This is a genomic window from Erwinia psychrophila, from assembly GCF_039023475.1.
Lineage (GTDB): Bacteria > Pseudomonadota > Gammaproteobacteria > Enterobacterales > Enterobacteriaceae > Erwinia.
This window is the reverse complement of the sequence record NZ_JBCHVB010000007.1, coordinates 94,183-117,559: the sequence shown is the minus strand read 5'-3', so window position 1 is coordinate 117,559 and position 23,377 is coordinate 94,183. Positions and strand designations below refer to the sequence as shown.

General features: G+C 56.3%; 26 protein-coding genes. 15 read left to right on the top strand and 11 right to left on the bottom strand.

Annotation, left to right across the window (positions count from 1 at the left end):
* The first annotated feature begins 131 nt into the window (after positions 1 to 131).
* On the top strand, positions 132 to 1,427 hold the full coding sequence (eno, locus tag AAH446_RS16380) for a phosphopyruvate hydratase (RefSeq protein ID WP_024965558.1): 1,296 nt from the start codon (positions 132 to 134) through the stop codon (positions 1,425 to 1,427).
* An 83-nt stretch (positions 1,428 to 1,510) separates the two neighbouring features.
* Here eno and AAH446_RS16375 read toward each other — a convergent pair whose 3' ends face one another.
* Complete coding sequence (locus AAH446_RS16375) at positions 1,511 to 2,905, bottom strand: amidohydrolase family protein (protein ID WP_342907744.1); 1,395 nt, start codon at positions 2,903 to 2,905, stop codon at positions 1,511 to 1,513.
* Between the two features lie 193 nt (positions 2,906 to 3,098).
* On the opposite strand from AAH446_RS16375, the gene queE reads away from it, so the two are divergent.
* Positions 3,099 to 3,770 (top strand): 7-carboxy-7-deazaguanine synthase QueE, encoded by a 672-nt coding sequence (gene queE, locus AAH446_RS16370; protein ID WP_342907743.1) that lies wholly within the window; start codon positions 3,099 to 3,101, stop codon positions 3,768 to 3,770.
* Here the strand turns inward: queE and AAH446_RS16365 are convergent, their stop codons facing one another.
* Together AAH446_RS16365 and queD are read right to left on the bottom strand one after the other, a co-directional pair.
* Positions 3,771 to 4,382 (bottom strand): inorganic diphosphatase, encoded by a 612-nt coding sequence (locus tag AAH446_RS16365; protein WP_342907742.1) that lies wholly within the window; start codon positions 4,380 to 4,382, stop codon positions 3,771 to 3,773.
* 107 nt (positions 4,383 to 4,489) lie between these two features.
* Positions 4,490 to 4,849: a 6-carboxytetrahydropterin synthase QueD gene (gene queD / locus AAH446_RS16360; protein WP_342907741.1), complete on the bottom strand. Its 360-nt coding sequence runs from the start codon at positions 4,847 to 4,849 to the stop codon at positions 4,490 to 4,492.
* Between the two features lie 308 nt (positions 4,850 to 5,157).
* On the opposite strand from queD, the gene cysJ reads away from it, so the two are divergent.
* The 3 genes from cysJ to AAH446_RS16345 all read left to right on the top strand — a co-directional run bounded on the left by cysJ (position 5,158) and on the right by AAH446_RS16345 (position 9,514).
* The gene (gene cysJ, locus AAH446_RS16355) at positions 5,158 to 6,963 is read left to right on the top strand and encodes an NADPH-dependent assimilatory sulfite reductase flavoprotein subunit (RefSeq protein ID WP_342907740.1); all 1,806 of its coding nucleotides are present in this window, start codon (positions 5,158 to 5,160) and stop codon (positions 6,961 to 6,963) included.
* Positions 6,964 to 7,054: 91 nt separating this feature from the next.
* Entirely contained in the window at positions 7,055 to 8,770 is a 1,716-nt protein-coding gene (gene cysI / locus AAH446_RS16350) for an assimilatory sulfite reductase (NADPH) hemoprotein subunit (protein ID WP_342907739.1), read from the top strand.
* Between the two features lie 12 nt (positions 8,771 to 8,782).
* Entirely contained in the window at positions 8,783 to 9,514 is a 732-nt protein-coding gene (locus AAH446_RS16345; RefSeq protein WP_342907738.1) for a phosphoadenylyl-sulfate reductase, read from the top strand.
* Positions 9,515 to 9,645: 131 nt separating this feature from the next.
* Here the strand turns inward: AAH446_RS16345 and AAH446_RS16340 are convergent, their stop codons facing one another.
* Positions 9,646 to 9,930, bottom strand: coding sequence for a YciI family protein (locus tag AAH446_RS16340; RefSeq protein ID WP_342907737.1), 285 nt, complete (start codon positions 9,928 to 9,930; stop codon positions 9,646 to 9,648).
* Positions 9,931 to 10,220: 290 nt separating this feature from the next.
* On the opposite strand from AAH446_RS16340, the gene cysG reads away from it, so the two are divergent.
* The 10 genes from cysG (at position 10,221) to AAH446_RS16290 (ending at position 19,487) form a co-directional block, all read left to right on the top strand.
* On the top strand, positions 10,221 to 11,636 hold the full coding sequence (cysG, locus tag AAH446_RS16335) for a siroheme synthase CysG (protein ID WP_342907736.1): 1,416 nt from the start codon (positions 10,221 to 10,223) through the stop codon (positions 11,634 to 11,636).
* Between the two features lie 9 nt (positions 11,637 to 11,645).
* Positions 11,646 to 12,554, top strand: coding sequence for a sulfate adenylyltransferase subunit CysD (gene cysD, locus AAH446_RS16330; RefSeq protein WP_342907735.1), 909 nt, complete (start codon positions 11,646 to 11,648; stop codon positions 12,552 to 12,554).
* Between the two features lie 9 nt (positions 12,555 to 12,563).
* The gene (gene cysN, locus AAH446_RS16325) at positions 12,564 to 13,991 is read left to right on the top strand and encodes a sulfate adenylyltransferase subunit CysN (RefSeq protein WP_342907734.1); all 1,428 of its coding nucleotides are present in this window, start codon (positions 12,564 to 12,566) and stop codon (positions 13,989 to 13,991) included.
* Between the two features lies 1 nt (position 13,992).
* Complete coding sequence (gene cysC / locus AAH446_RS16320; protein ID WP_342907733.1) at positions 13,993 to 14,610, top strand: adenylyl-sulfate kinase; 618 nt, start codon at positions 13,993 to 13,995, stop codon at positions 14,608 to 14,610.
* Positions 14,611 to 15,090: 480 nt separating this feature from the next.
* A complete protein-coding gene (locus AAH446_RS16315; RefSeq protein WP_342907732.1) occupies positions 15,091 to 15,411 on the top strand; it encodes a DUF3561 family protein in 321 nt (106 codons plus the stop codon).
* A 149-nt stretch (positions 15,412 to 15,560) separates the two neighbouring features.
* A complete protein-coding gene (gene ftsB / locus AAH446_RS16310; RefSeq protein ID WP_342907731.1) occupies positions 15,561 to 15,881 on the top strand; it encodes a cell division protein FtsB in 321 nt (106 codons plus the stop codon).
* A 3-nt stretch (positions 15,882 to 15,884) separates the two neighbouring features.
* Entirely contained in the window at positions 15,885 to 16,601 is a 717-nt protein-coding gene (ispD, locus tag AAH446_RS16305; protein WP_342907730.1) for a 2-C-methyl-D-erythritol 4-phosphate cytidylyltransferase, read from the top strand.
* Positions 16,601 to 17,080: a 2-C-methyl-D-erythritol 2,4-cyclodiphosphate synthase gene (ispF, locus tag AAH446_RS16300; protein WP_342907729.1), complete on the top strand. Its 480-nt coding sequence runs from the start codon at positions 16,601 to 16,603 to the stop codon at positions 17,078 to 17,080. The genes ispD and ispF overlap by 1 nt, the downstream gene beginning before the upstream one ends.
* Entirely contained in the window at positions 17,080 to 18,129 is a 1,050-nt protein-coding gene (truD, locus tag AAH446_RS16295; protein ID WP_342907728.1) for a tRNA pseudouridine(13) synthase TruD, read from the top strand. The genes ispF and truD overlap by 1 nt, the downstream gene beginning before the upstream one ends.
* Before the next feature lie 164 nt (positions 18,130 to 18,293).
* Positions 18,294 to 19,487, top strand: coding sequence for a tyrosine-type recombinase/integrase (locus AAH446_RS16290; RefSeq protein WP_342907727.1), 1,194 nt, complete (start codon positions 18,294 to 18,296; stop codon positions 19,485 to 19,487).
* Here the strand turns inward: AAH446_RS16290 and AAH446_RS16285 are convergent.
* The 7 genes from AAH446_RS16285 to AAH446_RS16255 all read right to left on the bottom strand — a co-directional run bounded on the left by AAH446_RS16285 (position 19,465) and on the right by AAH446_RS16255 (position 23,289).
* Complete coding sequence (locus AAH446_RS16285) at positions 19,465 to 19,647, bottom strand: helix-turn-helix transcriptional regulator (protein ID WP_342907726.1); 183 nt, start codon at positions 19,645 to 19,647, stop codon at positions 19,465 to 19,467. The genes AAH446_RS16290 and AAH446_RS16285 overlap by 23 nt on opposite strands.
* An 83-nt stretch (positions 19,648 to 19,730) precedes the next feature.
* Positions 19,731 to 20,201 (bottom strand): class I SAM-dependent methyltransferase, encoded by a 471-nt coding sequence (locus tag AAH446_RS16280; RefSeq protein WP_342907725.1) that lies wholly within the window; start codon positions 20,199 to 20,201, stop codon positions 19,731 to 19,733.
* A gap of 1 nt (position 20,202) precedes the next feature.
* On the bottom strand, positions 20,203 to 20,802 hold the full coding sequence (locus AAH446_RS16275; RefSeq protein ID WP_342907724.1) for a hypothetical protein: 600 nt from the start codon (positions 20,800 to 20,802) through the stop codon (positions 20,203 to 20,205).
* Positions 20,799 to 21,233 carry a hypothetical protein gene (locus AAH446_RS16270; RefSeq protein ID WP_342907723.1) on the bottom strand — a complete coding sequence of 145 codons (435 nt, stop codon included), beginning with the start codon at positions 21,231 to 21,233 and terminating at the stop codon, positions 20,799 to 20,801. The genes AAH446_RS16275 and AAH446_RS16270 overlap by 4 nt, the downstream gene beginning before the upstream one ends.
* Before the next feature lie 45 nt (positions 21,234 to 21,278).
* Complete coding sequence (locus AAH446_RS16265) at positions 21,279 to 22,160, bottom strand: RecT family recombinase (protein WP_342907722.1); 882 nt, start codon at positions 22,158 to 22,160, stop codon at positions 21,279 to 21,281.
* Positions 22,157 to 22,975 carry a PD-(D/E)XK nuclease-like domain-containing protein gene (locus AAH446_RS16260; RefSeq protein WP_342907827.1) on the bottom strand — a complete coding sequence of 273 codons (819 nt, stop codon included), beginning with the start codon at positions 22,973 to 22,975 and terminating at the stop codon, positions 22,157 to 22,159. Before AAH446_RS16260 ends, AAH446_RS16265 begins: the two co-directional genes overlap by 4 nt.
* The gene (locus AAH446_RS16255; protein WP_342907721.1) at positions 22,975 to 23,289 is read right to left on the bottom strand and encodes a hypothetical protein; all 315 of its coding nucleotides are present in this window, start codon (positions 23,287 to 23,289) and stop codon (positions 22,975 to 22,977) included. The genes AAH446_RS16260 and AAH446_RS16255 overlap by 1 nt, the downstream gene beginning before the upstream one ends.
* Positions 23,290 to 23,377: the final 88 nt, after the last annotated feature.

The window sequence follows — 23,377 nt, the reverse complement described above, 5'->3', positions numbered from 1 at the left end:
GGGTTCCCGGGAGCTTACTCCGGTAAGTGACAGGGGTGAGAGAGCAGCCAACACGGCTGCACTCTGAAAGAGAAAGGATAACGGGCGTTGTTTGTCTGAGTTTATAGATAACTTGTACTGAGGAAAAACTAATGTCCAAAATCGTTAAAGTCATCGGTCGTGAAATCATCGACTCTCGCGGAAACCCAACCGTTGAAGCAGAAGTCCATCTGGAAGGCGGTTTCGTCGGTATGGCTGCGGCACCTTCTGGCGCCTCTACCGGCTCTCGCGAAGCGCTGGAACTGCGTGACGGTGACAAATCGCGCTTCCTGGGCAAAGGCGTTACTAAAGCCGTTGCCGCCGTTAACGGTCCTATCGCTGACGCGGTAACCGGTAAGGACGCGAAAGATCAGGCAAACATCGACAAGATCATGATCGATCTTGACGGCACTGAGAACAAATCCAAGTTCGGCGCTAACGCCATTCTGGCCGTCTCTCTGGCAGCCGCCAAAGCCGCTGCGGCAGCAAAAGGCATGCCGCTGTATGAGCACATTGCTGAGCTGAACGGTACCCCAGGCAAATTCTCTATGCCTCTGCCAATGATGAACATCATCAACGGCGGCGAGCACGCGGATAACAACGTTGATATCCAGGAATTCATGATTCAGCCTGTTGGCGCAAAAACGCTGAAAGAAGCCATCCGTATGGGTTCTGAAGTGTTCCACACCCTGGCGAAAGTGCTGAAGTCCAAAGGTATGGGCACCGCAGTGGGCGACGAAGGTGGCTACGCGCCAAACCTGGGTTCCAACGCCGAAGCGCTGGCTGTTATCGCTGAAGCGGTAAAAGCAGCAGGCTATGAGCTGGGCAAAGACATCACCCTGGCGATGGACTGCGCGGCTTCTGAATTCTACAAAGACGGCAAATATGTGCTGGCGGGTGAAGGTAACAAAGCCTTCACTTCAGAAGAGTTCACCCACTTCCTGGAAGATCTGACCAAACAGTATCCTATCGTTTCTATCGAAGATGGCCTGGATGAGTCTGACTGGGATGGTTTTGCTTACCAGACCAAAGTGCTGGGCGACAAAATCCAGCTGGTTGGTGACGATCTGTTCGTAACCAACACCAAAATCCTGAAAGAGGGTATCGACAAAGGTATCGCTAACTCCATTCTGATCAAATTCAACCAGATCGGTTCTCTGACCGAAACGCTGGCGGCGATCAAAATGGCGAAAGACGCGGGCTATACTGCTGTGATCTCTCACCGTTCAGGCGAAACTGAAGATGCCACCATCGCCGATCTGGCGGTAGGTACGGCGGCTGGCCAGATCAAAACCGGTTCAATGAGCCGTTCCGATCGCGTTGCTAAATATAACCAGCTGATCCGCATCGAAGAAGCGCTGGGAAGCCGTGCGCCATTCAACGGCCTGAAAGAAGTCAAAGGTCAGTAACAGCCCGATCTTCCGGCCTGTTAAGGCCTGAAAATCCTCGCTGACAGAAAGCCAGGCTCCGGATTATCCGGGCCTGGCTTTTTTTATGCCTTCTGCACCGCCCCTGCGACCAGCCGGCCCTGACGGAAAGTGGCAATGACCTCCGGCACGCGGGCTACCGCTTCGGCAGAACAGCTGGCGGCGACCAGCATCATCTCCGCATCCGTATTCAGCACGGGCCACTGACGCTCTCCGGCCTCGCTGAGTGGCAGAATATTACCGGTGGCGATCGCCAGCGATCGGGTGAGACCATACTCATCGGGATTGCCATAGAGCTGGGCGTACAGGTTCGCTTTCTCCAGCATACTGCCCGTGCCAAAGGGCGACCAGTGATCGATAACGCTGTCAGTGCCGGTCATCACAAAGATCCCTTTTTCACTCAGCTGCGGCAGCGGCATTGACCGCTTCCCAATCGGGACCGTGGACGCTACCGAGAACTGCTGCTCTGCCAGTCCGTCAATCACCTCTGCCAGCTCATCGCCTTGCATTACCGACAGGGCAAAGCCGTGGCTTAGCGTAACGTTGCCTTTCAGCTGCGGATTCTGCTGCACGGTCTTAATCATATACTTAATGGCGGCGATACCGGCGGGCGTGCTTTCGTGCAGATGAATATCCACACCTTTGTGGGTGTCCAGCGCGATAGCGAACATCGCATCCAGCGACGCTTCCATCGCGCCGTCCACGTTGGTCGGATCGAGCCCGCCGACATACTGAACGCCCATCTGCATCGCTTCCCGCATCAGAGCGTCCACTTTTGAATGCAGCAGACCATGCTGTGGAAACGCCACGATCTCACAGCTGAAATCCTGCTGATGTTTTGCCAGGGCCGTCTGTAAATGCTCAAGGCTTTTCAGCCCGCTGACCGGGTCGATATTGCAGTGGCTGCGGGCAACGGTGGTGCCTTTCGCCTGCAAGAGGGCGATCAGGGCTTCCGCATGCTGGACGGAATCCGGCAGCAGCCGGGGTATGATCGTCTGCTCGCGGGCGATCATATCCATAATGGTTTTGCCCTTCCTCGGCCGCGGCGCTTCCCATGGGCCGCCGTAAAAGGTTTTATCCAGATGAATATGCATATCGCGGGTGGCGGGCAACAGCAGCAATTCCTGAGCATCAAAGGCCGGAAGGGAGCTGGCAACGCGGTTTTTCACCGGCTGGATGGCGGTAATTTTACCCTGACTGATTTCCAGATCGTAAAGCGCGGTTTTGGTCGCGATCACAATCCCGTCCTCACGTTCAAAGCCTTCTTCCAGGCGAACGTTGCGTAACTGATAGCGCGGCTCCGTAATGGACGTAACCTGACGCGCATCCTTGCAGGCGGGGTCGCTGGCGCTGACATCAACAGCACCGGCTATACCAGAAGCGAGAAGCGCGCCGCCGGCCGTTATTCTGGCGCTGTGAGAGAGAAAGCGTCTGCGACTTTGTTCAGAGGGATTGTGCACGGTAGTTCCTTTATTACGGTGACGGAGAGAGTGACCAGCATAGAGGATTACTGATTGCTAGCAATTAGCCTTGTGCAGAATTGCAGGCTGACCGGCACTATTTCCCTTTCAGCCTGCGCACAAAGCGATTTGGTAATGCTTTCCCAATCTGCCATACTCTGCGCCCTTAATTTAACTCCCAGTCGAGAAAGTGATGCAGTACCCGATTAATGAAATGTTCCAGACGTTGCAGGGCGAAGGGTTTTATACCGGCGTCCCGGCAATATTTATCCGCCTGCAGGGATGCCCGGTGGGCTGTAGCTGGTGTGACACCAAACACACCTGGGATAAGCTGGCCGATCGGGAGACGTCGCTGGGCGATATTCTGCTGAAAACTGTTGAAACCGATGCCTGGGGAAGTGCGGATGCGGATGCGCTGCTGGCGACTATCCGCAGCAACGGCTGGACGGCGCGCCACGTGGTCATCACCGGCGGTGAGCCTTCCATCTACGATCTGGTCCCCCTTACGCAGGCGCTGGAGCAGCACGGTTTCAGCTGCCAGATTGAGACCAGCGGTACGCACGAGGTGCGTTGCAGTGAGAAAACCTGGGTGACCGTTTCCCCGAAAGTGAATATGCGCGGCGGCTATGATGTGCTGAATCAGGCGCTGGTGCGCGCCGATGAGGTGAAGCACCCCGTCGCCCGCCAGCGTGATATTGAGGCGCTACAGGCGCTGCTGGAGACGCTGGAAGATGACAAGGCGCGGATTATTGCGCTACAGCCGATCAGTCAGAAAGACGACGCCACCCGACTCTGTATCGAAACCTGCATCAGGTACAACTGGCGTCTGTCGATGCAGACGCACAAATATCTGAATATCGCCTGATTACTGCGGCTTACCCGATTTTGCTCTCCAGGCGTCATAGGCGGATTTGATTTCGGTTTTAGCGGCGGCGGCGTCGCTAAAGCCGTTCAGTTCAACTTGTTTACGGCCTTCCGGCAGCTGCTTATAGACGCGGAAAAAGGCTTCAAGGCGTTTTATTTCCATCTTCGGCAGATCGTCAAGCGACTGAATATCATCATACGTTGGGTCGATTTTGCTGGCCGGAACGGCAACGATCTTGTCGTCTGACTCCCCGCCATCGATCATCTTCAGCACGCCAACCGGACGCAGTTTGATCAGCGTGCCCGGCGCCAGTGGAGCGCGAGTGTAAAAGATCACATCCAGCGGATCGTTATCCCCGCCCAGAGACTGCGTGATGGAACCATAGTTCGCCGGATAAGCGACCGGCATGGACTGAAAACGGTCAGCCACGATAAAGCCCGTATCGGCGTCGGTTTCATATTTAATCATGCTGCCTGCCGGGATCTCCGTCAGCGCATAGAATTCGTCAGGGTTATTTTCAGGCTGAGGGAAGTCCAGAATATTCATGGCGCTGGCCTGCGTACAGGCGGCAATAAGCAGGGCGGCAGTCGTCAGTTTTTTAACCAGATTCATTGTTGATTCTCTTGATCTTTAATGAAGGAGCCAACAACGTAGTGAAGCGGGATGACAGCAAGATGACAGCGGAGAAAGCGGATCGGCCAGGCCGATCCTGAGAGGGCTTAGCCTTTATAGACGCAGCCAGCGGTACAGGTTTCTTTGATCGTCACCGCGCTGAGCAGCGGCAGCGCCGGTTTCATCCGATCCCAAATCCATTTTGCCAGCACTTCACTGGTCGGATTTTCAAGGCCGGGGATCTCATTGAGATAGTAGTGATCCAGGCTGTCATACACCGGCTTAAAAGCTGCTTTCAGCTCGGCAAAGTCCATGATCCAGCCGGTATGCGCATCTACTTCGCCGGTAATTTCAAGCCGTACCAGAAAGGAGTGCCCGTGCAGACGACCGCATTTGTGGCCGGCGGGAACGTTAGGCAGATGGTGAGCAGCCTCAAACATAAAATCTTTAAACAGCGTGGTAGCCATATGACGGTCTCAGTCTTTATTTCCTGGAAAAAGCTGGCGAAGTCTACCGGAAAATCCTTTTTTACGCATCCGTTTCCCCCATCGCTGCGGCATCGCCCGGCCGGTTAAAGTGCTTCAAAATATAACCACTTGATATTTAAGTTAATAATGAATCTGTTTACCCGCTAGATATTACCCGGAAAACCGTTTAGTTCTTTTGGTTATTTAATATGACCAACCCTTATTTAAGGGTTATCAGGCGAGTCGTTACCCTACGCTTACTATGCTGTCTTGACGGCCCGGCTCCCGATACTGGAATTCTCAACGCAATGACGACTCAGGTACCCCCAGGTTCACTGCTTCCGCTTAATCCGGAACAGCTTGCCCGCTTGCAGGCGGCCACCGGTGATTTTTCGACGGCCCAGCTGGCCTGGCTCTCCGGCTATTTCTGGGGCATGGTCAATCAGACCCCTGGCGCGGCCACCACGCCCGCACCGGCTCAGGCTGAAGCACCTTCGGTAACCCTGCTTTCCGCCTCCCAAACGGGGAACGCCCGCCGTCTGGCCGAGCAGCTGCGCGATGAGCTGCTGGCCGAAAAGCTGAACGTTAATCTGGTTAACGCCGGTGACTACAAATTTAAGCAGATCGCGCAGGAAAAACTGCTCATCGTCGTCACCTCCACGCAGGGAGAGGGCGAGCCGCCGGAAGAGGCCGTGGCGCTGCATAAATTCCTGATGTCGAAGAAAGCGCCAAAACTTGACGGTACCGCCTTTGCGGTATTCGGCCTTGGCGACACCTCTTACGAATATTTCAGCCAGGCGGGCAAAGACTTCGACAGCAAGCTGGGCGAGCTGGGCGGTGAGCGCCTGCTGGATCGCGTGGATGCTGACGTCGAATATGCGGCAGAAGCTGAAGCGTGGCGCAAACAGATTGTACAAATCCTGAAAGCCCGCATACCGGATGCTTCCTCCGCTCAGGCGGTAGCGAGCGCAGCGGGCAGCGTCAATGAAGTGTTCAGTACGCCTTACACCAAAGAAGCGCCGCTGACCGCCAGCTTTGCGGTTAACCAGAAAATTACCGGCCGCGACTCAGATAAGGACGTGCGTCATATCGAAATCGATCTTGGCGACTCCGGCCTGCGCTATCGCCCCGGTGATGCGCTGGGCGTCTGGTATGAGAACGATCCCGCTCTGGTTGAAGAGCTGATCGGGCTGGTCTGGCTGAAAGGTGATGAAAGCGTACAGGTTAACGACCTGACGCTGACGCTGAGCGAAGCCCTGCAAAAGCATTTCGAACTGACGGTCAATACGCCGCAGATCGTTGAGCAGTATGGCCGTCTCTGCCGTGATGAACGACTGCTGGCGCTGCTCGGTGAAAAAACCAAACTCCAGTACTATGCGCAAAACACGCCGATTGTTGATATGGTTCGCCAGGCCCCGGTGGAGCTCAATCCGGAGCAGCTGATCGCACTGTTGCGTCCGCTGACGCCGCGTCTCTACTCCATTGCCTCTTCGCAGGCGGAAAGTGACACCGAAGTCCACATTACGGTGGGCGCGGTTCGCTATGAAATTGATGGCCGTCCGCGGGCGGGCGGCGCCTCCAGCTATCTGGCGGATCGCCTTGACGAAGATGGCGAGGTGCGCGTATTTATTGAACATAACGATAATTTCCGTCTGCCTGCCAACCCCGAAACGCCGGTCATCATGATCGGTCCGGGCACCGGCATTGCGCCTTTCCGCGCCTTTATGCAGCAGCGTGATAACGACGGCGCCGCCGGAAAGAACTGGCTCTTCTTCGGCAATCCGCACTTTACGGAAGATTTTCTCTACCAGGTTGAGTGGCAGCGCTATGTTAAAGATGGCCTGCTGACCCGTATCGATCTGGCCTGGTCGCGCGATCAGCTGCACAAAGTTTACGTGCAGGACAAAATCCGCGCGAACGGAGCGGAGGTATGGCGCTGGATTAACGAGGGGGCGCATATCTACGTCTGCGGCGACGCAAACAGAATGGCGAAAGATGTGGAGCATGCGCTGCTGGAAGTGGTCGCAGAGCATGGCGGCATGGATACGGAGACCGCCGACGAATTCCTGAGCGAGCTGCGCATTGAGCGCCGTTACCAGCGGGACGTGTACTAGGGCTCTTACCAGCCGAACTGCATCCCATGCTGCCCAGCTGGTGCGGACTGACCGCCAGCGGCACAGACGAACAATTGAGAGACAGAGCCTCATGACTAACGAAAAACATCCCGGCCCGCTGGTGGTTGAAGGCAAACTGACCGATGCCGAGCGCCTGAAAAAGCAGAGCAACTATCTGCGCGGCACGATTACTGAAGATCTGGACGACGGTCTGACCGGCGGCTTTAACGGCGATAACTTTTTACTGATCCGCTTTCACGGCATGTATCAGCAGGATGACCGCGACATCCGTGCCGAGCGCGCGGAGCAGAAGCTGGAGCCGCGCCATGCCATGATGCTGCGCTGTCGCCTGCCGGGCGGCATTATGACGCCCCAGCAGTGGCTGAGCGTGGATAAGTTTGCGGAAGAGCATACGATTTACGGCAGTATCCGTCTGACCAACCGCCAGACGTTCCAGTATCACGGCCTGCTGAAGGGCGACGTCAAGCCCGCGCACCAGATGCTGCATGCGGTGGGGCTGGACGCGCTGGCGACCGCGAATGACGTCAACCGTAACGTGCTGTGCAGCTCGAACCCGGTTGAATCCGAACTGCATCAGGAAGCCTACGAGTGGGCGAAGAAGCTCTCTGAGCATCTGCTGCCGCAGACCCGCGCCTATGCGGAAATCTGGCTGGATCAGGAGAAGGTCGCCACCACCGACGAAGAGCCGATCCTGGGCGAAACCTATCTGCCGCGTAAATTCAAAACGACCGTCGTCGTGCCGCCGCATAACGATGTGGATCTGCATGCAAACGATATGAACTTCATCGCTATTGCCGAGAACGGCAAGCTGATCGGCTTTAACCTGCTGGTCGGCGGCGGGCTCTCCATTGAGCATGGGAATAAAGCGACCTACGCCCGTACCGCCAGCGAGTTTGGCTACCTGCCGCTGGACAAAACGCTGGCGGTGGCAGAAGCGGTGGTGACCACCCAGCGCGACTGGGGCAACCGTACCGATCGTAAAAATGCCAAGACCAAATACACCCTGGAGCGCGTGGGCGTAGAGACCTTTAAAGAAGAGGTTGAACGTCGTGCGGGCATCAAGTTTGAACCCATCCGCCCTTACGAATTCACCACCCGTGGCGATCGCTTCGGCTGGGTGAAAGGCATTGATGAGAAATGGCACCTGACGCTGTTTATCGAGAACGGACGCCTGCTCGATTATCCGGGAAGGCCGCTGAAAACCGGCCTGGCGGAAATTGCCAAAATCCACCAGGGCGATTTCCGCCTGACCGCCAACCAGAACCTGATTGTGGCGGGCGTGCCGGAAGCGGAGAAACCCCGTATTGAAGCGCTGGCCCGCGAGCACGGCCTGATGGAAAGCGTGACCGCCCAGCGTGAAAACTCTATGGCCTGCGTCGCGTTCCCGACCTGTCCCCTGGCGATGGCGGAAGCCGAGCGTTTCCTGCCCGCTTTCGTCACCCGCGTGGAAGAGACCATGCACCGGCACGGCGTGGGCGACGAGCACATTGTCCTGCGCGTAACCGGCTGTCCAAACGGCTGTGGTCGCGCGCTGCTGGCTGAAGTCGGCCTGATAGGCAAAGCGCCGGGCCGTTATAACCTTTATCTTGGTGGTAACCGCACCGGTACACGCATTCCGCGGATGTATCGCGAAAATATCACCGAAGATGAAATTCTTTCTCACCTGGATGAATTGCTGGGACGCTGGGCAACAGAGCGTGAGGCGGGGGAAGGTTTTGGCGACTTTACCCTCCGTGCCGGCGTTGTCGAACCGGTCCTCGATCCGGCCCGCGATTTTTGGCAATAACGGAGGTTTGATATGGCGCTACCCGATCTTGCAGTACTGAATGAGTTACCGAAAGTCGAGCGCATTATGGCGCTGGCGGAGGTGAATAATCAGCTGGATAAACTTTCCGCGCAGGAGCGGGTACTCTGGGCGCTGGAGAACCTGCCCGGCGAGGCTGTGCTCTCGTCAAGCTTTGGTATTCAGGCCGCGGTCAGCCTGCATCTGGTCAATAAGGTGAAACCAGGTATTCCGGTTATTCTGACCGATACCGGCTATCTGTTTCCGGAAACCTACCAGTTTATCGATGCGCTGACGGAGAAGCTCGATCTGAATCTGAAGGTATTCCGCGCTGAGCAGAGTGCGGCATGGCAGGAGGCGCGCTACGGCAAGCTCTGGGAGCAGGGCGTGGAAGGGATTGAGCGCTACAACCAGATTAACAAAGTGGAGCCGATGAACCGCGCGCTGCAAACGCTCAACGGTCAGACCTGGTTTGCCGGCCTGCGGCGCGATCAGTCCAGCAGCCGGGCCCATCTGCCGGTGCTGGCCGTGCAGCGCGGCGTCTTTAAGGTTCTGCCGATTATCGACTGGGATGACCGTCAGGTTTATCAGTATCTCAAAGAGAATAGCCTGGATTACCATCCGCTCCGGGATCAGGGTTACCTTTCAGTGGGCGATACCCACACCACGCGTAAATGGGAACCGGGAATGGCGGAAGAAGAGACCCGCTTTTTCGGCCTGAAGCGCGAATGCGGACTGCACGAATAGGCCGGATTCTGCTCAGGCAGTAACTCCCGGCATAGCGTTGCCGACAAAACGGAAAACAGGCTAACTGTTTTCCGTTTTTTCATTCAGGCGGTCTGAAATTCGCCTTATCCTCTGTTTGCCCCGCCGGCCTGCTAAATGTCCGTTAACGAGGTGAAGTCGCCAGCGGCGCGGGTGACGTTTACTTTTGTAACTTCATAGTCCGCCACGGCCTGAAACGGATCTTCGTCCAGAATGGTGTTCAGCCGATCGCGATCGATATCTTTAACCATGATCATGCCGCCGGTGCGTGGCTCTTTCCGGCCGGCGCTGATAAAGACGCCCGCATCGAAATATTTGTCCAGCCAGAGGAGATGCGCATCCAGTACGGCTTCCACTTCATCAAGCGGGCGGGTGTAATTCAGGAAAACAATGTACATAAGTACTCCTGTCAGGGGAGGTGTCTGCCGGGTTGTCGGCTCAGCGGAACAGCAACATCCGGTGAGTCTGCGGGTTTATTTTACCTCTTTATTATGGGATCCCGACCGGCGTTGCACAATTGCTGTCGGGCTGAAATGCCCGCAATATCATTCGTTAAGCGCATCTTTGACCGCGCTTTACCATGACGTTATTCCATTCGGTAACTACTCATTCCAATTAGTAATTTCATAAGCCTCCGGCGCGGGTCGTATAGTCGCGTTAACTATTTGTTATTTACGACAAGGCTGACGTGGACTATCTCCCAATATTTGCTGATATCCGGAACAAACCGGTGCTGGTTGTCGGCGGCGGCGACATAGCCGCGCGTAAGATTGAGCTGCTGCGACGCGCAGGTGCGCAGGTGCAGATCGCCTCGATTGCGTTATGCGATGAGCTGGCTGCGCTGCATAAAGAGGGCCTGGTCGTCTGGCGGGCTGAAGCCTATCAAAGCGAACTGCTGGAGAGCGTTTTTCTGGTCATCGCCGCCACCGACGATACCGACCTGAACGCCCGCGTATTTGACGATGCCAGCGCCCGGCACCTGCTGGCAAACGTGGTGGACGATCAGCCTAAATGCTCCTTTATTTTCCCTTCTATTGTGGATCGCTCCCCGCTGGTGGTCGCCATCTCCTCCAGCGGCACGGCCCCGGTGCTTGCCCGCCTGCTGCGCGAGAAACTCGAAGCGCTGCTGCCGGCGAATCTGGGAAATATGGCCGCTATCGCGGGTCAGTGGCGCGGTAAGGTTAAAGCGCGCTTTAGCAAGATGTCTGACCGCCGCCGCTTCTGGGAAACCGCCTTTAACGGCCTTTTTGCCAGCCAGGTCGCCTCCGGCAACGTTGAAGGCGCGAAAAAGACGCTGGATGAGCAGCTGGACGCGCCGCAGGAGAACCAGGGCGAAATTATTCTGGTGGGGGCAGGGCCGGGCGATCCGGGTCTGCTGACGCTGCGCGGTTTGCAGGTGATGCAGCAGGCGGATGTGGTGCTGTATGACCATCTGGTCAGCGATGAAATTCTCGATTTAGTCCGGCGCGATGCCGATCGCATCTGCGTCGGCAAACGCGCTCACGCGCATACCGTGCCGCAGGAAGAGACTAACCAGCTGCTGGTGTCGCTGGCAAAGAAAGGGAAATGCGTGGTACGTCTCAAAGGCGGCGATCCCTTTATCTTTGGCCGCGGCGGCGAAGAGCTTCAGGCGGCGGTAGACGCGGGCATCCCGTTTCAGGTGGTGCCGGGCGTCACGGCTGCCGCCGGCGCGACCGCCTACGCCGGTATTCCCCTGACTCACCGCGACTATGCGCAGAGCGTCCTGTTTATCACCGGCCACTGCCGCGCCGACGGCGACGGGCTGGACTGGCCTTCGCTGGCCCGCGCCCGCCAGACGCTGGCTATCTATATGGGCACGGTCAAGGCGGCCGATATCTCCGCGCAGCTTATCGCCCACGGGCGTGATGCGCAGACGCCGGTTGCGGTTATTGGACGCGGAACGCGTCAGGATCAGCAGGTGCTGACCGGCACGCTGGAAAATCTCGACGCCCTGGCGCAACACGCACCCAGCCCCGCCCTGCTAGTCATTGGCGAAGTCGTCAACCTGCATCAGCAGCTGGCGTGGTTTCAACATTCAGCGCAGCAGGCCGGACGTCAGTCCGCCGTTGTGAATTTGGCTTGAGGAAAAGTTATGGATCAGAAACGACTCACCCATCTGCGTCAACTGGAAGCGGAAAGTATCCATATCATCCGCGAAGTGGCGGCGGAGTTTGGTAATCCGGTCATGATGTATTCGATCGGCAAAGATTCTTCCGTGATGCTGCATCTGGCGCGTAAGGCTTTTTATCCCGGAACCCTGCCATTCCCGCTATTACATGTGGATACCGGCTGGAAATTCCGCGAAATGTATGAATTTCGCGACCGTACCGTGAAAGCGATCGGTGCCGAGTTGCTGGTACACCGCAACCCGGAAGGCGTGGCGATGGGCATCAACCCATTCGTACACGGCAGCGCCAAGCATACGGATATCATGAAAACCGAAGGCCTGAAACAGGCGCTGAACAAGTACGGCTTCGATGCCGCATTTGGCGGTGCCCGCCGCGATGAAGAGAAATCGCGCGCCAAAGAGCGCATCTACTCTTTCCGCGATCGCTTTCACCGCTGGGATCCAAAAAACCAGCGTCCTGAGCTGTGGCATAACTACAACGGCCAGATTAATAAAGGCGAAAGCATCCGCGTTTTCCCGCTCTCCAACTGGACCGAGCTTGATATCTGGCAGTACATCTTTCTGGAAAATATCGACATTGTGCCGCTTTATCTGGCGGCGCCGCGCCCGGTGCTGGAGCGCGACGGCATGATGATGATGGTGGATGACGATCGTATCGATCTCCAGCCTGGCGAAATGATCCAGCAGCGGATGGTGCGTTTCCGCACGCTGGGCTGCTGGCCGCTGACCGGCGCGGTAGAGTCTGAAGCGAAGACGCTGCCGGAGATTATTGAAGAGATGCTGGTCTCCACGACCAGCGAACGTCAGGGACGCGTCATTGACCGCGATCAGTCCGGCTCGATGGAGCTGAAGAAACGCCAGGGTTATTTCTGAGGAGCCGAGATGAATACCGTCATTGCACAACAAATTGCCGACCAGGGCGGCGTGGAAGCCTGGCTACATGCGCAGCAGCATAAAAGCCTGCTGCGTTTTCTGACCTGCGGCAGCGTCGACGATGGCAAGAGCACGCTGATCGGCCGCCTGCTGCACGACACCCGTCAGATTTATGAAGATCAGCTCTCTTCGCTCCATAACGACAGCAAGCGCCACGGCACGCAGGGCGAAAAGCTCGACCTGGCGCTGCTGGTTGATGGCCTGCAGGCCGAACGTGAGCAGGGCATCACCATTGATGTGGCTTATCGTTATTTTTCGACCGAGAAGCGTAAATTCATTATCGCAGACACGCCGGGGCACGAGCAGTACACGCGCAATATGGCTACCGGCGCCTCAACCTGCGACCTGGCGATTCTGCTGATTGACGCCCGTAAAGGCGTGCTGGACCAGACGCGCCGCCATAGCTTTATTTCCACCTTGCTGGGCATCAAGCATCTGATTGTGGCAATCAACAAGATGGATCTGGTGGAATACAGCGAAGCGACCTTCGAACAGATCAAACAGGATTATCTTGATTTTGCCACGCAGCTGCCGGCCGATCTGGATATCCGTTTTGTGCCGCTCTCCGCGCTGGAAGGAGAAAACGTGGCGTCGCCGAGTGAGGCGATGAGCTGGTACAGCGGCCCGACATTGCTGGATGTGCTGGAAACCGTCGAGATAAAGCGCATCGTTGAGCAGCAGCCAATGCGTTTTCCGGTGCAGTACGTCAACCGTCCGAACCTGGATTTCCGCGGCTACGCCGGGACGCTGGCTTCCGGCGCGGTGCAGGTCGGGCAGCGCGTGAAGGCTCTGCCTTCGGGCGTTGAATCGAGCATTGCACGCATCGTCACCTTTGACGGCGACCTTCAGGAAGCGCAGGCGGGTGAGGCGATCACCCTGGTGCTGAAGGATGAAATTGATATCAGCCGGGGCGATCTGCTGGTGGACGCCAGCGCGACGCTGAAGCCGGTGCAGGCCGCCAGCGTCGATGTGGTGTGGATGGCCGAGCAGCCGCTGTCACCGGGACAAAGCTTCGACGTGAAAATTGCCGGTAAGAAAACCCGCGCCCGCGTTGAGCGCATCGAGCACCAGGTCGAGATCAATAACCTGACCCGGCACAGCGTGGAAAACCTGCCGCTGAACGGCATCGGCCTGGTCGAAGTGACGTTTGACGAACCGATGGTGCTGGACAATTATCAGCAGAATCCGGTGACAGGCGGCATGATATTCATCGATCGGTTAAGTAATGTTACCGTCGGTGCCGGCATGATCCGTGAGCCGCTGGAGGAGAAAGCACAGGCGCAGGGCAACTTCAGCGCGTTTGAACTGGAGCTGAACGAGCTGGTTCGTCGCCACTTCCCGCACTGGGGCGCGCGCGACCTGCTGGGCGGTCAGTAAGATGGGCGCCGAACATGATGAGAACGTCGTCTGGCATCCGCACGCGGTAACGCGTGCCGAACGTGAGGCGCAGCATGGTCACCAGGGCGTCCTTTTGTGGTTTACCGGGCTCTCCGGCTCGGGCAAGTCCACGGTGGCGGGCGCGCTGGAGCAGGGACTGCACCAGACGGGGGTTTCTACCTATCTGCTGGATGGCGACAATGTGCGGCACGGCCTCTGTCGCGACCTCGGCTTCAGCGATGCGGATCGGAAAGAGAATATTCGCCGCGTGGGCGAAGTGGCGAAGCTGATGGTGGATGCGGGGCTGGTGGTCCTGAGCGCCTTTATCTCTCCGCATCGCGCCGAACGGGAGATGGTGCGCGATTTACTGGGAGAAGGGCGCTTCATTGAGGTTTTTGTCGATACGCCGTTAGCCATCTGCGAAGCGCGCGATCCTAAAGGCCTCTACAAAAAGGCCCGTGCGGGGGAGTTGCGTAATTTCACCGGCATTGACGCGGTTTATGAAGCGCCGGAGCGGGCGGAGATTGTGCTGAACGGCGAAGAGACGGTTGACGCGCTGTGTGAACAGATCGCCGCCGTACTGCAAAGCCGGCAGATTATTCCCGGCTGGACAGGATAATCCTGCGTTCCGTAACGGTAACCTCCTGACGACAACGGTTCGCGCTTCTTCTGAAGCGCGCCGTTATCGCGTTTATATCTCTGCTTCGTTGGTTATTTTCTTTCATAGCATGTCAAAGCGCTTCCGGGGGTTTCTGCTGTTAGTGCGTATTTTTCCCGGTTCCTGAACCGCCTGGTATTAAGGTGGTACTGAAAATGGAAATGCGTTCATTTTTGTGACGCAGAACAGCACAGGCTATTGCCCGCACAGCGCGTCAGAAAGTTTTTCAGTCATACTCTTAAGAAAAAACGCTTTTGTAACCAGACAGTCATGCCTGATGCGGCGGGATACCCGCTGTCCGTCGGCAAAAAGCGAACAATTAGTAACAAAATCGCGGGTTCAAGTGTTAGATCTGCTGCCTGAGCACGATATTATCTTTGACTAAGAAGCCACGGCGAAAATGCCTCAGAGCAGGTCGTGTCACGCGTCAACAGGATACTTATGCATAACGTTACGCCCTTGCTGGCCCGCAAAGAAGATCGAGAACGGGAAGAGAGTGCCTGGCCATTTCCCGGTGGCCTGGCTGGATTCGCCTCCTGGTGGATCGCGCTGGCGATCCCTTTCATCCTGTATGGCTCCAATACCCTGTTTTTCTTCCTCTATACCTGGCCTTTTTTCCTTGCCCTCCTGCCGGTTTCCGTACTGGTTGGTATTGCGACCAGCGTGCTGCTGCGCGGTCATCTTCTGCTGACGCTGCTGCTTACTGCACTCAGTGTCATCTGCCTGTTCTGGCTGCTTTTCAGCCTGCTGACCGGCTGGTAAGCGGCGTCTTACCGCCATTTCATTTCTTTCTTCACCAGCCCCACGCCGGCGGTTTGCTCACCTGAACCGCAATCCACGGCTATTTCACTGCCAGGGTGGAGTCAGAGGGAAAGTTGTGGGATGATTGAGCCGTTTTTCAGGGGGCGGGGATGGGTAAACTGACGCTGCTGTTACTTGTACTACTGGGCTGGCTGCAATATTCGCTCTGGCTGGGCAAGAACGGCATACATGACTATACGCGCGTTAATGACGATGTTGCGCAGCAACAGGCCAGTAACGGCAAGCTTAAAGCACGAAACGATCGGCTGTTTGCGGAAATCGACGACCTTAACGGCGGTTCTGAAGCGATCGAGGAGCGCGCACGTAACGAACTCGGGATGATTAAACCCGGTGAGACCTTCTATCGCCTTGTGCCGGATCAAAACAGACGAAACGCGCAGCAGGGTGCTTCAAACAGCCAGCTACGATAAATCATGAACATCGCAACATCCTTTCCGGACGTCATTGCTGTCGTGCCCGCTGCGGGTATCGGCAGCCGGATGCAGTCTGAATGCCCGAAGCAATATCTCACCATCGGCGATAAAACCATTCTGGAGCATACGCTTGCCAGTCTGCTGGCACATCCGGTGATTGGCCAGATTATTGTGGCCATCAGCCCGGACGATCCGCTGTTCGCCAGCCTGCCCGTGGCCCGGGATCCGCGTATTACGGTGGTCAAAGGCGGCAAAGAGCGGGCCGATTCCGTTCTTGCCGGGCTTCAGGCGGCGCCTTCTGCCAGCTGGGCGCTGGTGCACGACGCGGCGCGTCCCTGTCTGCATCTTGACGATCTGACGCGACTGCTGGCGATCACCTCGACCAGCAGCGTCGGCGGCATTCTCGCCGCGCCGGTGCGGGATACGATGAAGCGGGGCGGGGCAGGCAGCGAAGCAATAGTGCATACCGTCGATCGCGAAGATCTGTGGCATGCGCTGACGCCTCAGCTCTTCCCTCTTGTGCTGCTGCGTAGCTGCTTACAGCGGGCGCTGGAGGAGGGGGCGACCATTACCGATGAGGCCTCGGCGCTGGAATACTGCGGTTATCATCCTGAACTGATCGTCGGACGCAGCGACAATATTAAGGTTACGCGGCCGGAAGATCTGGCGCTGGCCGCTTTCTACCTCACTCAATTAAAAAATAAGGAGAGCGCATAATGCGTATCGGCCACGGTTTTGACGTACACGCGTTTGGCGGCGAAGGCCCGTTGATTATCGGCGGCGTGCGTATTCCTTATGAAAAAGGGCTGCTGGCGCACTCCGATGGCGACGTGGCGCTGCATGCGCTGACCGATGCGCTGCTGGGCGCCGCTGCGCTCGGCGATATCGGCAAGCTGTTTCCGGATACCGATGCGGCCTATAAAGGGGCGGACAGCCGTGAACTGCTGCGCGAAGCATGGCGGCAGATCGCTAAAAAAGGCTACGCGATAGGTAACGTTGACGTCACGATCATCGCTCAGGCCCCTAAAATGCTGCCGCATGTGCCGCAAATGCGCATCAATATTGCGGAAGACCTTGGCATCCATATGGATGACGTTAACGTCAAAGCCACCACCACCGAAAAGCTCGGCTTTACCGGTCGCGGTGAAGGTATCGCCTGTGAGGCGGTGGCCCTGCTGACCCGGGTTCAAGCCTGATGGGCCCGGAAGCGCTGAACTGGCTGCACGGCAAACCTGCCGCGACGGGCGTCCTTAAAGCCAGTCCGGAAGATTTTGTCGTCATTGAAGATCTGGGCTACCGGCCAGACGGTGACGGTGAGCAGGTGCTGGTTCGCGTTCGCAAGAATGGCTGCAATACCCGCTTTGTGGCGGAAGCGCTGGCGAAATTCGCCGGCGTCCCTGCGCGCGACGTCAGCTTTGCCGGCATGAAGGATCGCCATGCGGTAACCGAACAGTGGTTTTGCCTGCGGGTACCGGGTAAAACCACGCCAGATTTTTCTGCATTTACCCTGGAAGGCTGCGAGGTACTGGAAAGTGCCCGCCATCGTCGTAAACTGCGTACAGGCGCGCTGCAGGGCAACGCCTTTACGCTGGTTTTACGGCAGATCTCCGATCGTGCGGCGGTAGAAGCGCGCCTGCAGCAGGTGGCTCTCTCCGGCGTGCCTAACTATTTCGGCGAACAGCGCTTTGGTCATCAGGGCAGTAACCTGACCCTTGCCCGGCGCTGGGCAGCAAACGCGATACGCGTCAAAGAGCGCAGCAAACGCAGCTTTTTGCTCTCCGCCGCCCGCAGCGCTCTGTTTAATCAGGTCGCCAGCGATCGGCTGGCTGCACAGGGCTCGCTAAACGTCGTAATGCCCGGTGATGCATTACAGCTGACCGGACGCGGCAGCTGGTTTGTGGCGGATGCAGCGGAGCTTGAGACGCTCCAGACCCGCGTCAATAATCATGAACTGCGGGTGACTGCACCGCTTCCCGGCAGCGGAGAGTGGGGCAGTAAAGAAGAGGCGCTGGCCTTTGAACAACAAAGCCTGGCGGCGGAAGCCGAATTGATTACGCTGCTTGAGCGCGAGCGGGTGGAGGCAGCACGACGGGCGCTGCTGGTTATCCCGCGCGATCTGCGCTGGACGTGGTCGGACGATCATACTCTCGGGCTGACGTTCTGGCTGCCGGCGGGCAGCTTTGCCACCAGCGTGGTGCGTGAAATTCTGGAACAGGAAGGTGACGATGCGAATATTGCTGAGTAACCTACATCGCTGGCGCACTGTTTCGCTTACTGTCGCAAAATCCCGCCACAATGCCTGTTGATGCTCAATGTGCGATCTCATGTTGTCGCATGATGAATATTGACAGCGCACCATAAACCGGACAACCTGCCGGATAACATTTATCACAACCAGTGTTATCCGGTATGCCTCTCACAGACACCAAAGTTAAAAATTCCCGCCCGCAGGAAAAACCATACACATTGCAGGATGGCCAGGGGCTTTATCTCGAAGTCCGCCCATCCGGATCTAAGTTCTGGCGCTATCGTTACTGGCTGACCTCCTCAAAAGATGGACGCTATACCATAGGGGAGTATCCAGCCGTATCGCTATCTGACGCAAGGCGCGAAAGAGAATGGGCAAGGGAGCAGGTAAAGCTGGGGCGAAACCCTACGGACGTCAGAAAGCAGGAGAAGCAGCACAACCTGGCAGAGTCCGCCAATACCTTCGAACTTGTCGCCCGGGAGTGGATCGAAAAGAAGCGGCCGCACTGGGTAGCCAGCACAACCGCGCAGACTGAAAACTTCCTGGCGATAAACTGTTATCCCGCTTTCGGCAGTAAACCCATCAGGGAAGTGACGGCTCATGAAATCCTTGCCGTTCTGCGTGAGATGGAAAAGCGCGGATCAGTATCTTCAGCGTTAAAGGTGAGGCAATGGTGCTCTGCCATATTCTGCTATGCCGTATCCACGCTAAGGGCTGACTCAGATCCGGCTGCCGCACTAAAGGGCGCCATTATCCCGAATAAGACAATGCACTCCCGCTGCCTGACCGGAGATGAACTGCGTGAGTATTTCGGCCGGGCCAGCGAGTATACCGGCTATCCACAGACAAAATATGCACTGCTGCTACTTCCCTTCTTTTTCGTCCGGCAGGTTGAACTGAGGCAAGGGCTATGGTCTGAGGTCGATTTCGATAATGCGCTATGGGTTATTCCCGGCAGCAGAATGAAAATGCGCCGCGCTCACAGTGTGCCAATCTCGAAAACAGCCCTCACCCTGCTAAGAGAGCTTCATGCCGCCACCGGCAAAACGGGACTTATGGTGCCAAGCATAAAGAACCCGAGGAAGCACCTGGACAGCAACACCCTCAACAGGGCGATCACCTATCTTGGCTTCGAATCTTCCCTGATAACATGCCATGACTTCCGTGCCACGGCATCGACAACGCTTTATGAAATGGGTTATCGGCGTGAAGTTGTGGAAAAGCAATTAGCACATGCGGAACACAACCGCACCGTAGCTGCTTACAACCACGCCGAGTATCTGAATGAGAGAAGGGAGATGATGCAGGCGTATGACGAATGGCTTTGCGGCTTCATGCCGCCCGTTGATTCTTGAGCCGTTCGATGTACGGTTGAATTTCTGACTCTGGCCACTTAGAGCGCGGGCCGTCTTTCAATGGCTGGGGTATTTCTCCGGCCTTAATTTTTCGATACAGGGTTGCCCGGTGCATATCCAGCACCGAGCACACAGCTTTGACGCTGAGTAGCTTTTCCATAGTTAACCTCGTTCAGAGTATTTTGAATATCGCCCATACGGCGATCACGAATGCTATTGCGATAAGAAGGTGGGGAAGGGTTATCACGGTTTGAGAAAGAGTATCCAGTGGGTCTTATCGCCTTTGCCGGTGCGCTGCCAGATAGTTGGCTTCTGGTCAGTCAGCGCGATAACCTGGCTAACCGGCACCTGAGTTTCATTCCATTTAAAAACCAAAGTTCCTTGTGGCCGCAATACCCGAAAAGCCTCTGTAAAACCCGCACGAATGTCGTCACGCCAACCTTCCTTGAGTGCGCCATACTTTTTCCGCATCCAACCATTTTCACCTGCCCGCTCAAGGTGAGGGGGATCGAAGACAACCTGTGAAAAGGTATTATCCGCGAAGGGTAACGAGCGGAAGTCAGCTATAACGTCTGGAGAGATATTTAATAACCGGCCATCGCAAAGGATATGTTCCTCTTTGCGGATATCTGAATAAATGGCTCTACTGTCCTGCTTATCAAGCCAAAACATCCTTGAACCACAGCACATATCTAAAATTGTTTGCTCTGACATCTCACTCCCCCTCTATCTGCAATTTGATGCCAGCGGCGGCACAGGCTTCTGCGCATCCATCTATTGCGGCATTGTGCGTCAACAGAATGGTCATTTGCTGCGTATCACATCCTGCGGGGATATGCTCCTTACTCGGCAACTTAACAACGATAGGCGCTGGCGGCGCGGCGCGGGTGTAGAGCGGCACCACTTCAACGCGGAATATATCCCCATGGGATGGACTGGCTTTTTCACCGTATGTCCAATGATGTTCGACTCCGCTGCGATGGTTAACTAAGCGTTTTTTAAAGGCTACCGGCTCCTGCGCCGCAAGTTCAGCAAGCTGCGCCTCTGCTTTTTGAGCCCTCGCCGCATTGGCTCCAGCAAGTTTTGCGTAATTGTGGGAATCTTCCTCAAGCTCTGCTATGCGCTTCTCTGCGGCTTCTGATCTTCTTCTCAGCGCCTCGCTGCATCCCTCGGCCTTTCTAACTGCTAAATCAAGGTGTTTATTTAGCTCATTGGCGGCTTCCAGTTGATCAATCAGGGTGGTGACAACCTCTGACCTGATTTCCACCAAACCCCCGAATTGGGCCAGCCTTCTAAGATGATTTAAGTAGCTCATGAAACTTCCCCCGCACGGAGTTGGGCGGCGTAAGGTGCTGCCGTATCAATGCCGCCTTTAAATTTATCGCGTTCAGCCTTGGTATAATTTCCGGCGTTCAACTGGTATTGGCAATGGGAAATAAACCCATCAACCGCCTTAGCGCCAATCTCGCGGATCACGGCGTCGGCTGCGAATTTAGGCTTCAGAAGGCAGCGCTGGTATGTCGCAGTTACTGGGTCACCGTCGAGGACTGGCAATTGGATGTAGCCCATCTCTGCGCCGTTTACGATAAATACTCTTCGCTCTTCAGCTAAAGCCGCCAGCTTCTGCACCTGCTCTTGCAGCGCCACGTGCTGCTCTGCCAGCCAAACAATAACTTCCTCGTGATCCTTTCCGATTGATGATGGCGGGAATCCTTCTGCCATTTTCTGGATTTGTTCTGGGGTCATTTCATAGCTCCGTGATGTCGGCCAGCGTAATCCAGCTGGGGAGGGTTATTGCGCTGCTTCGGCCATTTCATCACGACGGATGGAGTAAATGTCGGTGGCGATATCCAGCTTTTCCTGAGCGGATACCAGCGCCCGGGCTGCGTATTTGTATAACCTGTCCAGTTCGACCGCACTGGATGCCTTACTGGCCGCTTCGGTGAAGTCCTTCAGAAGCTCATCCGGAGTGCGTTCGTCCGCCTGGGCGCGCTCAACGTGATCGGTTTCGGCTGGCTTCTGATTGATAAGGTTGTTCAAATCCTGCCGGGTGCGGGCCGGGGTGACGTCGCGCTCAACCCGCTCTTTCTGCTCAAACTCGTCCGGGGTGTAGACGCCGAGGATCACGTCCGGGCAGTAGAGGCGGGCCCAGTATTTAACAGCAAGATATGCGAGCTGCTGCTTTGGTGCTGTCTTCCATAGTGGGGAATTGCGTGTAGTGACGAACTCCATATAGAGCGGCTCACCCCAGGTGATTTCCGTCTCACCTCGCAGCACGGCACCGACGCGTACACAAAGACCCTTCTCTGCATTCGGGTTTTTATCTCCCGGCCGGAACGCATCCCAGTTTCCGTCGTATTCGTATTTGAAGCGCCCCTGAACGGCGGTAGAGCTGGTAACAACGGCGTTAACCAGTTGGGCCTCGTAGCCCAGTGTACCGTTTACCAAATGCGTCTTCTGCGCCACAGCGAAAGGGTTCATACCCCACTGAGCCGCCTGAAGAGCTACAGCCAGACAGTCAGCAGGTTTACCGGCCAGATGTGCGGGAACTGTTGATTTACCCTGGGCCATAACATCAGCAAATGCCTGAAGCTTTTGCAGGCCGGACGGGCTGAAGATGGCGGCTTTCGTGTCGGCCTCGCCGTGGTTAGCGTGGACAATTTCAGTGCTCATGATTGATCCTTTTTCTTCGCCCAGGCAGGGCGGGTGATTTCTTCAATGCCGCCCCAGTTATCGGTTGTACGGCATTCGTGATAGGTGTCCAGGCTGCGGCGGAACAGCTCAAACCCTGCGGCGGTGTCTTCTTCAGTGAGCTGGTAAACACGGACTGGGTAGCGGCCGCAGTCGATGGTTTCGCTGATGGCGATGAAAATAAACATCGGGTATTCGTTGAAGTGCCGGTAAAAGCCCTCGCGGTACATGGCATCTTGAAGGTGATACCGGAACTCTTCGACGTGGCGCGGGAAGCGATCCATATCGGCCACCTTCTTCACATCGATAACTACTGGCTGCTCGTTCAGGAACTTGTCCGGCCGGAACCGGCAAAGCTCGCCAGTCTCTTCGTCATTCCAGTAAATGGACGCTTCGCAGTGTCCATCTGCTTCAAGCAGCCACCGGGCGGCCGGATGGGCCAGCGCACTTTCGCGCATCAGCTTAAGTTTCCTGCCCTGTTCTGCATCCATTACCGTCATGCCATTGCCTTCGCAATCCTTCAGGAATCGCTTTTCCTCTTCCTTGCCTGCCGTGCTCCGGCGGTTAAATTCCGGTGCCACGATGAAGCGCTTATCGAACTCTTCCGGCTCCAACAGCAGGCAGTGCAGCGCCGTACCCATATCCAGCGCCTTGAGCTTTTCCGTATCTACCGGCGCATCCTTTCGCCATTTGAAAATCGCCGGGTTAATGAGGATGTCGTCCAGCTGTGATTTACTTACCCCGGCGCCTGCGTGGTAATTCTCATTGCTGAGGTCGTAATAGATGCCGGGTTCCATCACGCCACCTCCCGGTATGAATGCCGGTGCTTCCATATTTTTTCAGCCAGCCGCTGCTGCTCGACCTTAGTCACATAATCCCACATGAATTTATGCGCCATATCCTGCGCGTCTAATGCATCCTGAGCGCGGCCAACCATTTCCATATCATCGCCTTGCTTCGAGAAGAAAACCGTCATGGCGGCTTCCACAGGGCTGTGCTTTAGCGGCTCAACAGTCTGCTCAACCATCGCGTAAACCTGCTCGTGCTCCGTTTCTCCAAACCCTTTGATGATGCTTTCGATTTCCTGTCGGTCTTTGAATGTGAGCTTCATAAGGCCACCTCCCAGTACATTTTCTTTGCTGCTACACGCATATCGTTATCGTTCTTCGCAACGGCCAGCATCACCATGTTGCGAACTG

What these genes read in the sequence shown, in the direction of transcription:
- truD (WP_342907728.1), top strand. Translation starts at nt 17,080, where the DNA reads ATGGGCCCGGAAGCGCTGAACTGGCTGCACGGCAAACCTGCCGCGACG.
- AAH446_RS16345 (WP_342907738.1), top strand. Translation starts at nt 8,783, where the DNA reads ATGGCGCTACCCGATCTTGCAGTACTGAATGAGTTACCGAAAGTCGAG.
- AAH446_RS16275 (WP_342907724.1), bottom strand. Translation starts at nt 20,802, where the DNA reads ATGAGCTACTTAAATCATCTTAGAAGGCTGGCCCAATTCGGGGGTTTG.
- AAH446_RS16270 (WP_342907723.1), bottom strand. Translation starts at nt 21,233, where the DNA reads ATGACCCCAGAACAAATCCAGAAAATGGCAGAAGGATTCCCGCCATCA.
- cysN (WP_342907734.1), top strand. Translation starts at nt 12,564, where the DNA reads ATGAATACCGTCATTGCACAACAAATTGCCGACCAGGGCGGCGTGGAA.
- AAH446_RS16315 (WP_342907732.1), top strand. Translation starts at nt 15,091, where the DNA reads ATGCATAACGTTACGCCCTTGCTGGCCCGCAAAGAAGATCGAGAACGG.
- cysD (WP_342907735.1), top strand. Translation starts at nt 11,646, where the DNA reads ATGGATCAGAAACGACTCACCCATCTGCGTCAACTGGAAGCGGAAAGT.
- ftsB (WP_342907731.1), top strand. Translation starts at nt 15,561, where the DNA reads ATGGGTAAACTGACGCTGCTGTTACTTGTACTACTGGGCTGGCTGCAA.
- AAH446_RS16280 (WP_342907725.1), bottom strand. Translation starts at nt 20,201, where the DNA reads ATGTCAGAGCAAACAATTTTAGATATGTGCTGTGGTTCAAGGATGTTT.
- cysI (WP_342907739.1), top strand. Translation starts at nt 7,055, where the DNA reads ATGACTAACGAAAAACATCCCGGCCCGCTGGTGGTTGAAGGCAAACTG.
- queE (WP_342907743.1), top strand. Translation starts at nt 3,099, where the DNA reads ATGCAGTACCCGATTAATGAAATGTTCCAGACGTTGCAGGGCGAAGGG.
- AAH446_RS16255 (WP_342907721.1), bottom strand. Translation starts at nt 23,289, where the DNA reads ATGAAGCTCACATTCAAAGACCGACAGGAAATCGAAAGCATCATCAAA.
- ispD (WP_342907730.1), top strand. Translation starts at nt 15,885, where the DNA reads ATGAACATCGCAACATCCTTTCCGGACGTCATTGCTGTCGTGCCCGCT.
- AAH446_RS16285 (WP_342907726.1), bottom strand. Translation starts at nt 19,647, where the DNA reads ATGGAAAAGCTACTCAGCGTCAAAGCTGTGTGCTCGGTGCTGGATATG.
- eno (WP_024965558.1), top strand. Translation starts at nt 132, where the DNA reads ATGTCCAAAATCGTTAAAGTCATCGGTCGTGAAATCATCGACTCTCGC.
- cysJ (WP_342907740.1), top strand. Translation starts at nt 5,158, where the DNA reads ATGACGACTCAGGTACCCCCAGGTTCACTGCTTCCGCTTAATCCGGAA.
- AAH446_RS16265 (WP_342907722.1), bottom strand. Translation starts at nt 22,160, where the DNA reads ATGAGCACTGAAATTGTCCACGCTAACCACGGCGAGGCCGACACGAAA.
- AAH446_RS16290 (WP_342907727.1), top strand. Translation starts at nt 18,294, where the DNA reads ATGCCTCTCACAGACACCAAAGTTAAAAATTCCCGCCCGCAGGAAAAA.
- AAH446_RS16340 (WP_342907737.1), bottom strand. Translation starts at nt 9,930, where the DNA reads ATGTACATTGTTTTCCTGAATTACACCCGCCCGCTTGATGAAGTGGAA.
- AAH446_RS16260 (WP_342907827.1), bottom strand. Translation starts at nt 22,975, where the DNA reads ATGGAACCCGGCATCTATTACGACCTCAGCAATGAGAATTACCACGCA.
- cysC (WP_342907733.1), top strand. Translation starts at nt 13,993, where the DNA reads ATGGGCGCCGAACATGATGAGAACGTCGTCTGGCATCCGCACGCGGTA.
- AAH446_RS16365 (WP_342907742.1), bottom strand. Translation starts at nt 4,382, where the DNA reads ATGAATCTGGTTAAAAAACTGACGACTGCCGCCCTGCTTATTGCCGCC.
- queD (WP_342907741.1), bottom strand. Translation starts at nt 4,849, where the DNA reads ATGGCTACCACGCTGTTTAAAGATTTTATGTTTGAGGCTGCTCACCAT.
- ispF (WP_342907729.1), top strand. Translation starts at nt 16,601, where the DNA reads ATGCGTATCGGCCACGGTTTTGACGTACACGCGTTTGGCGGCGAAGGC.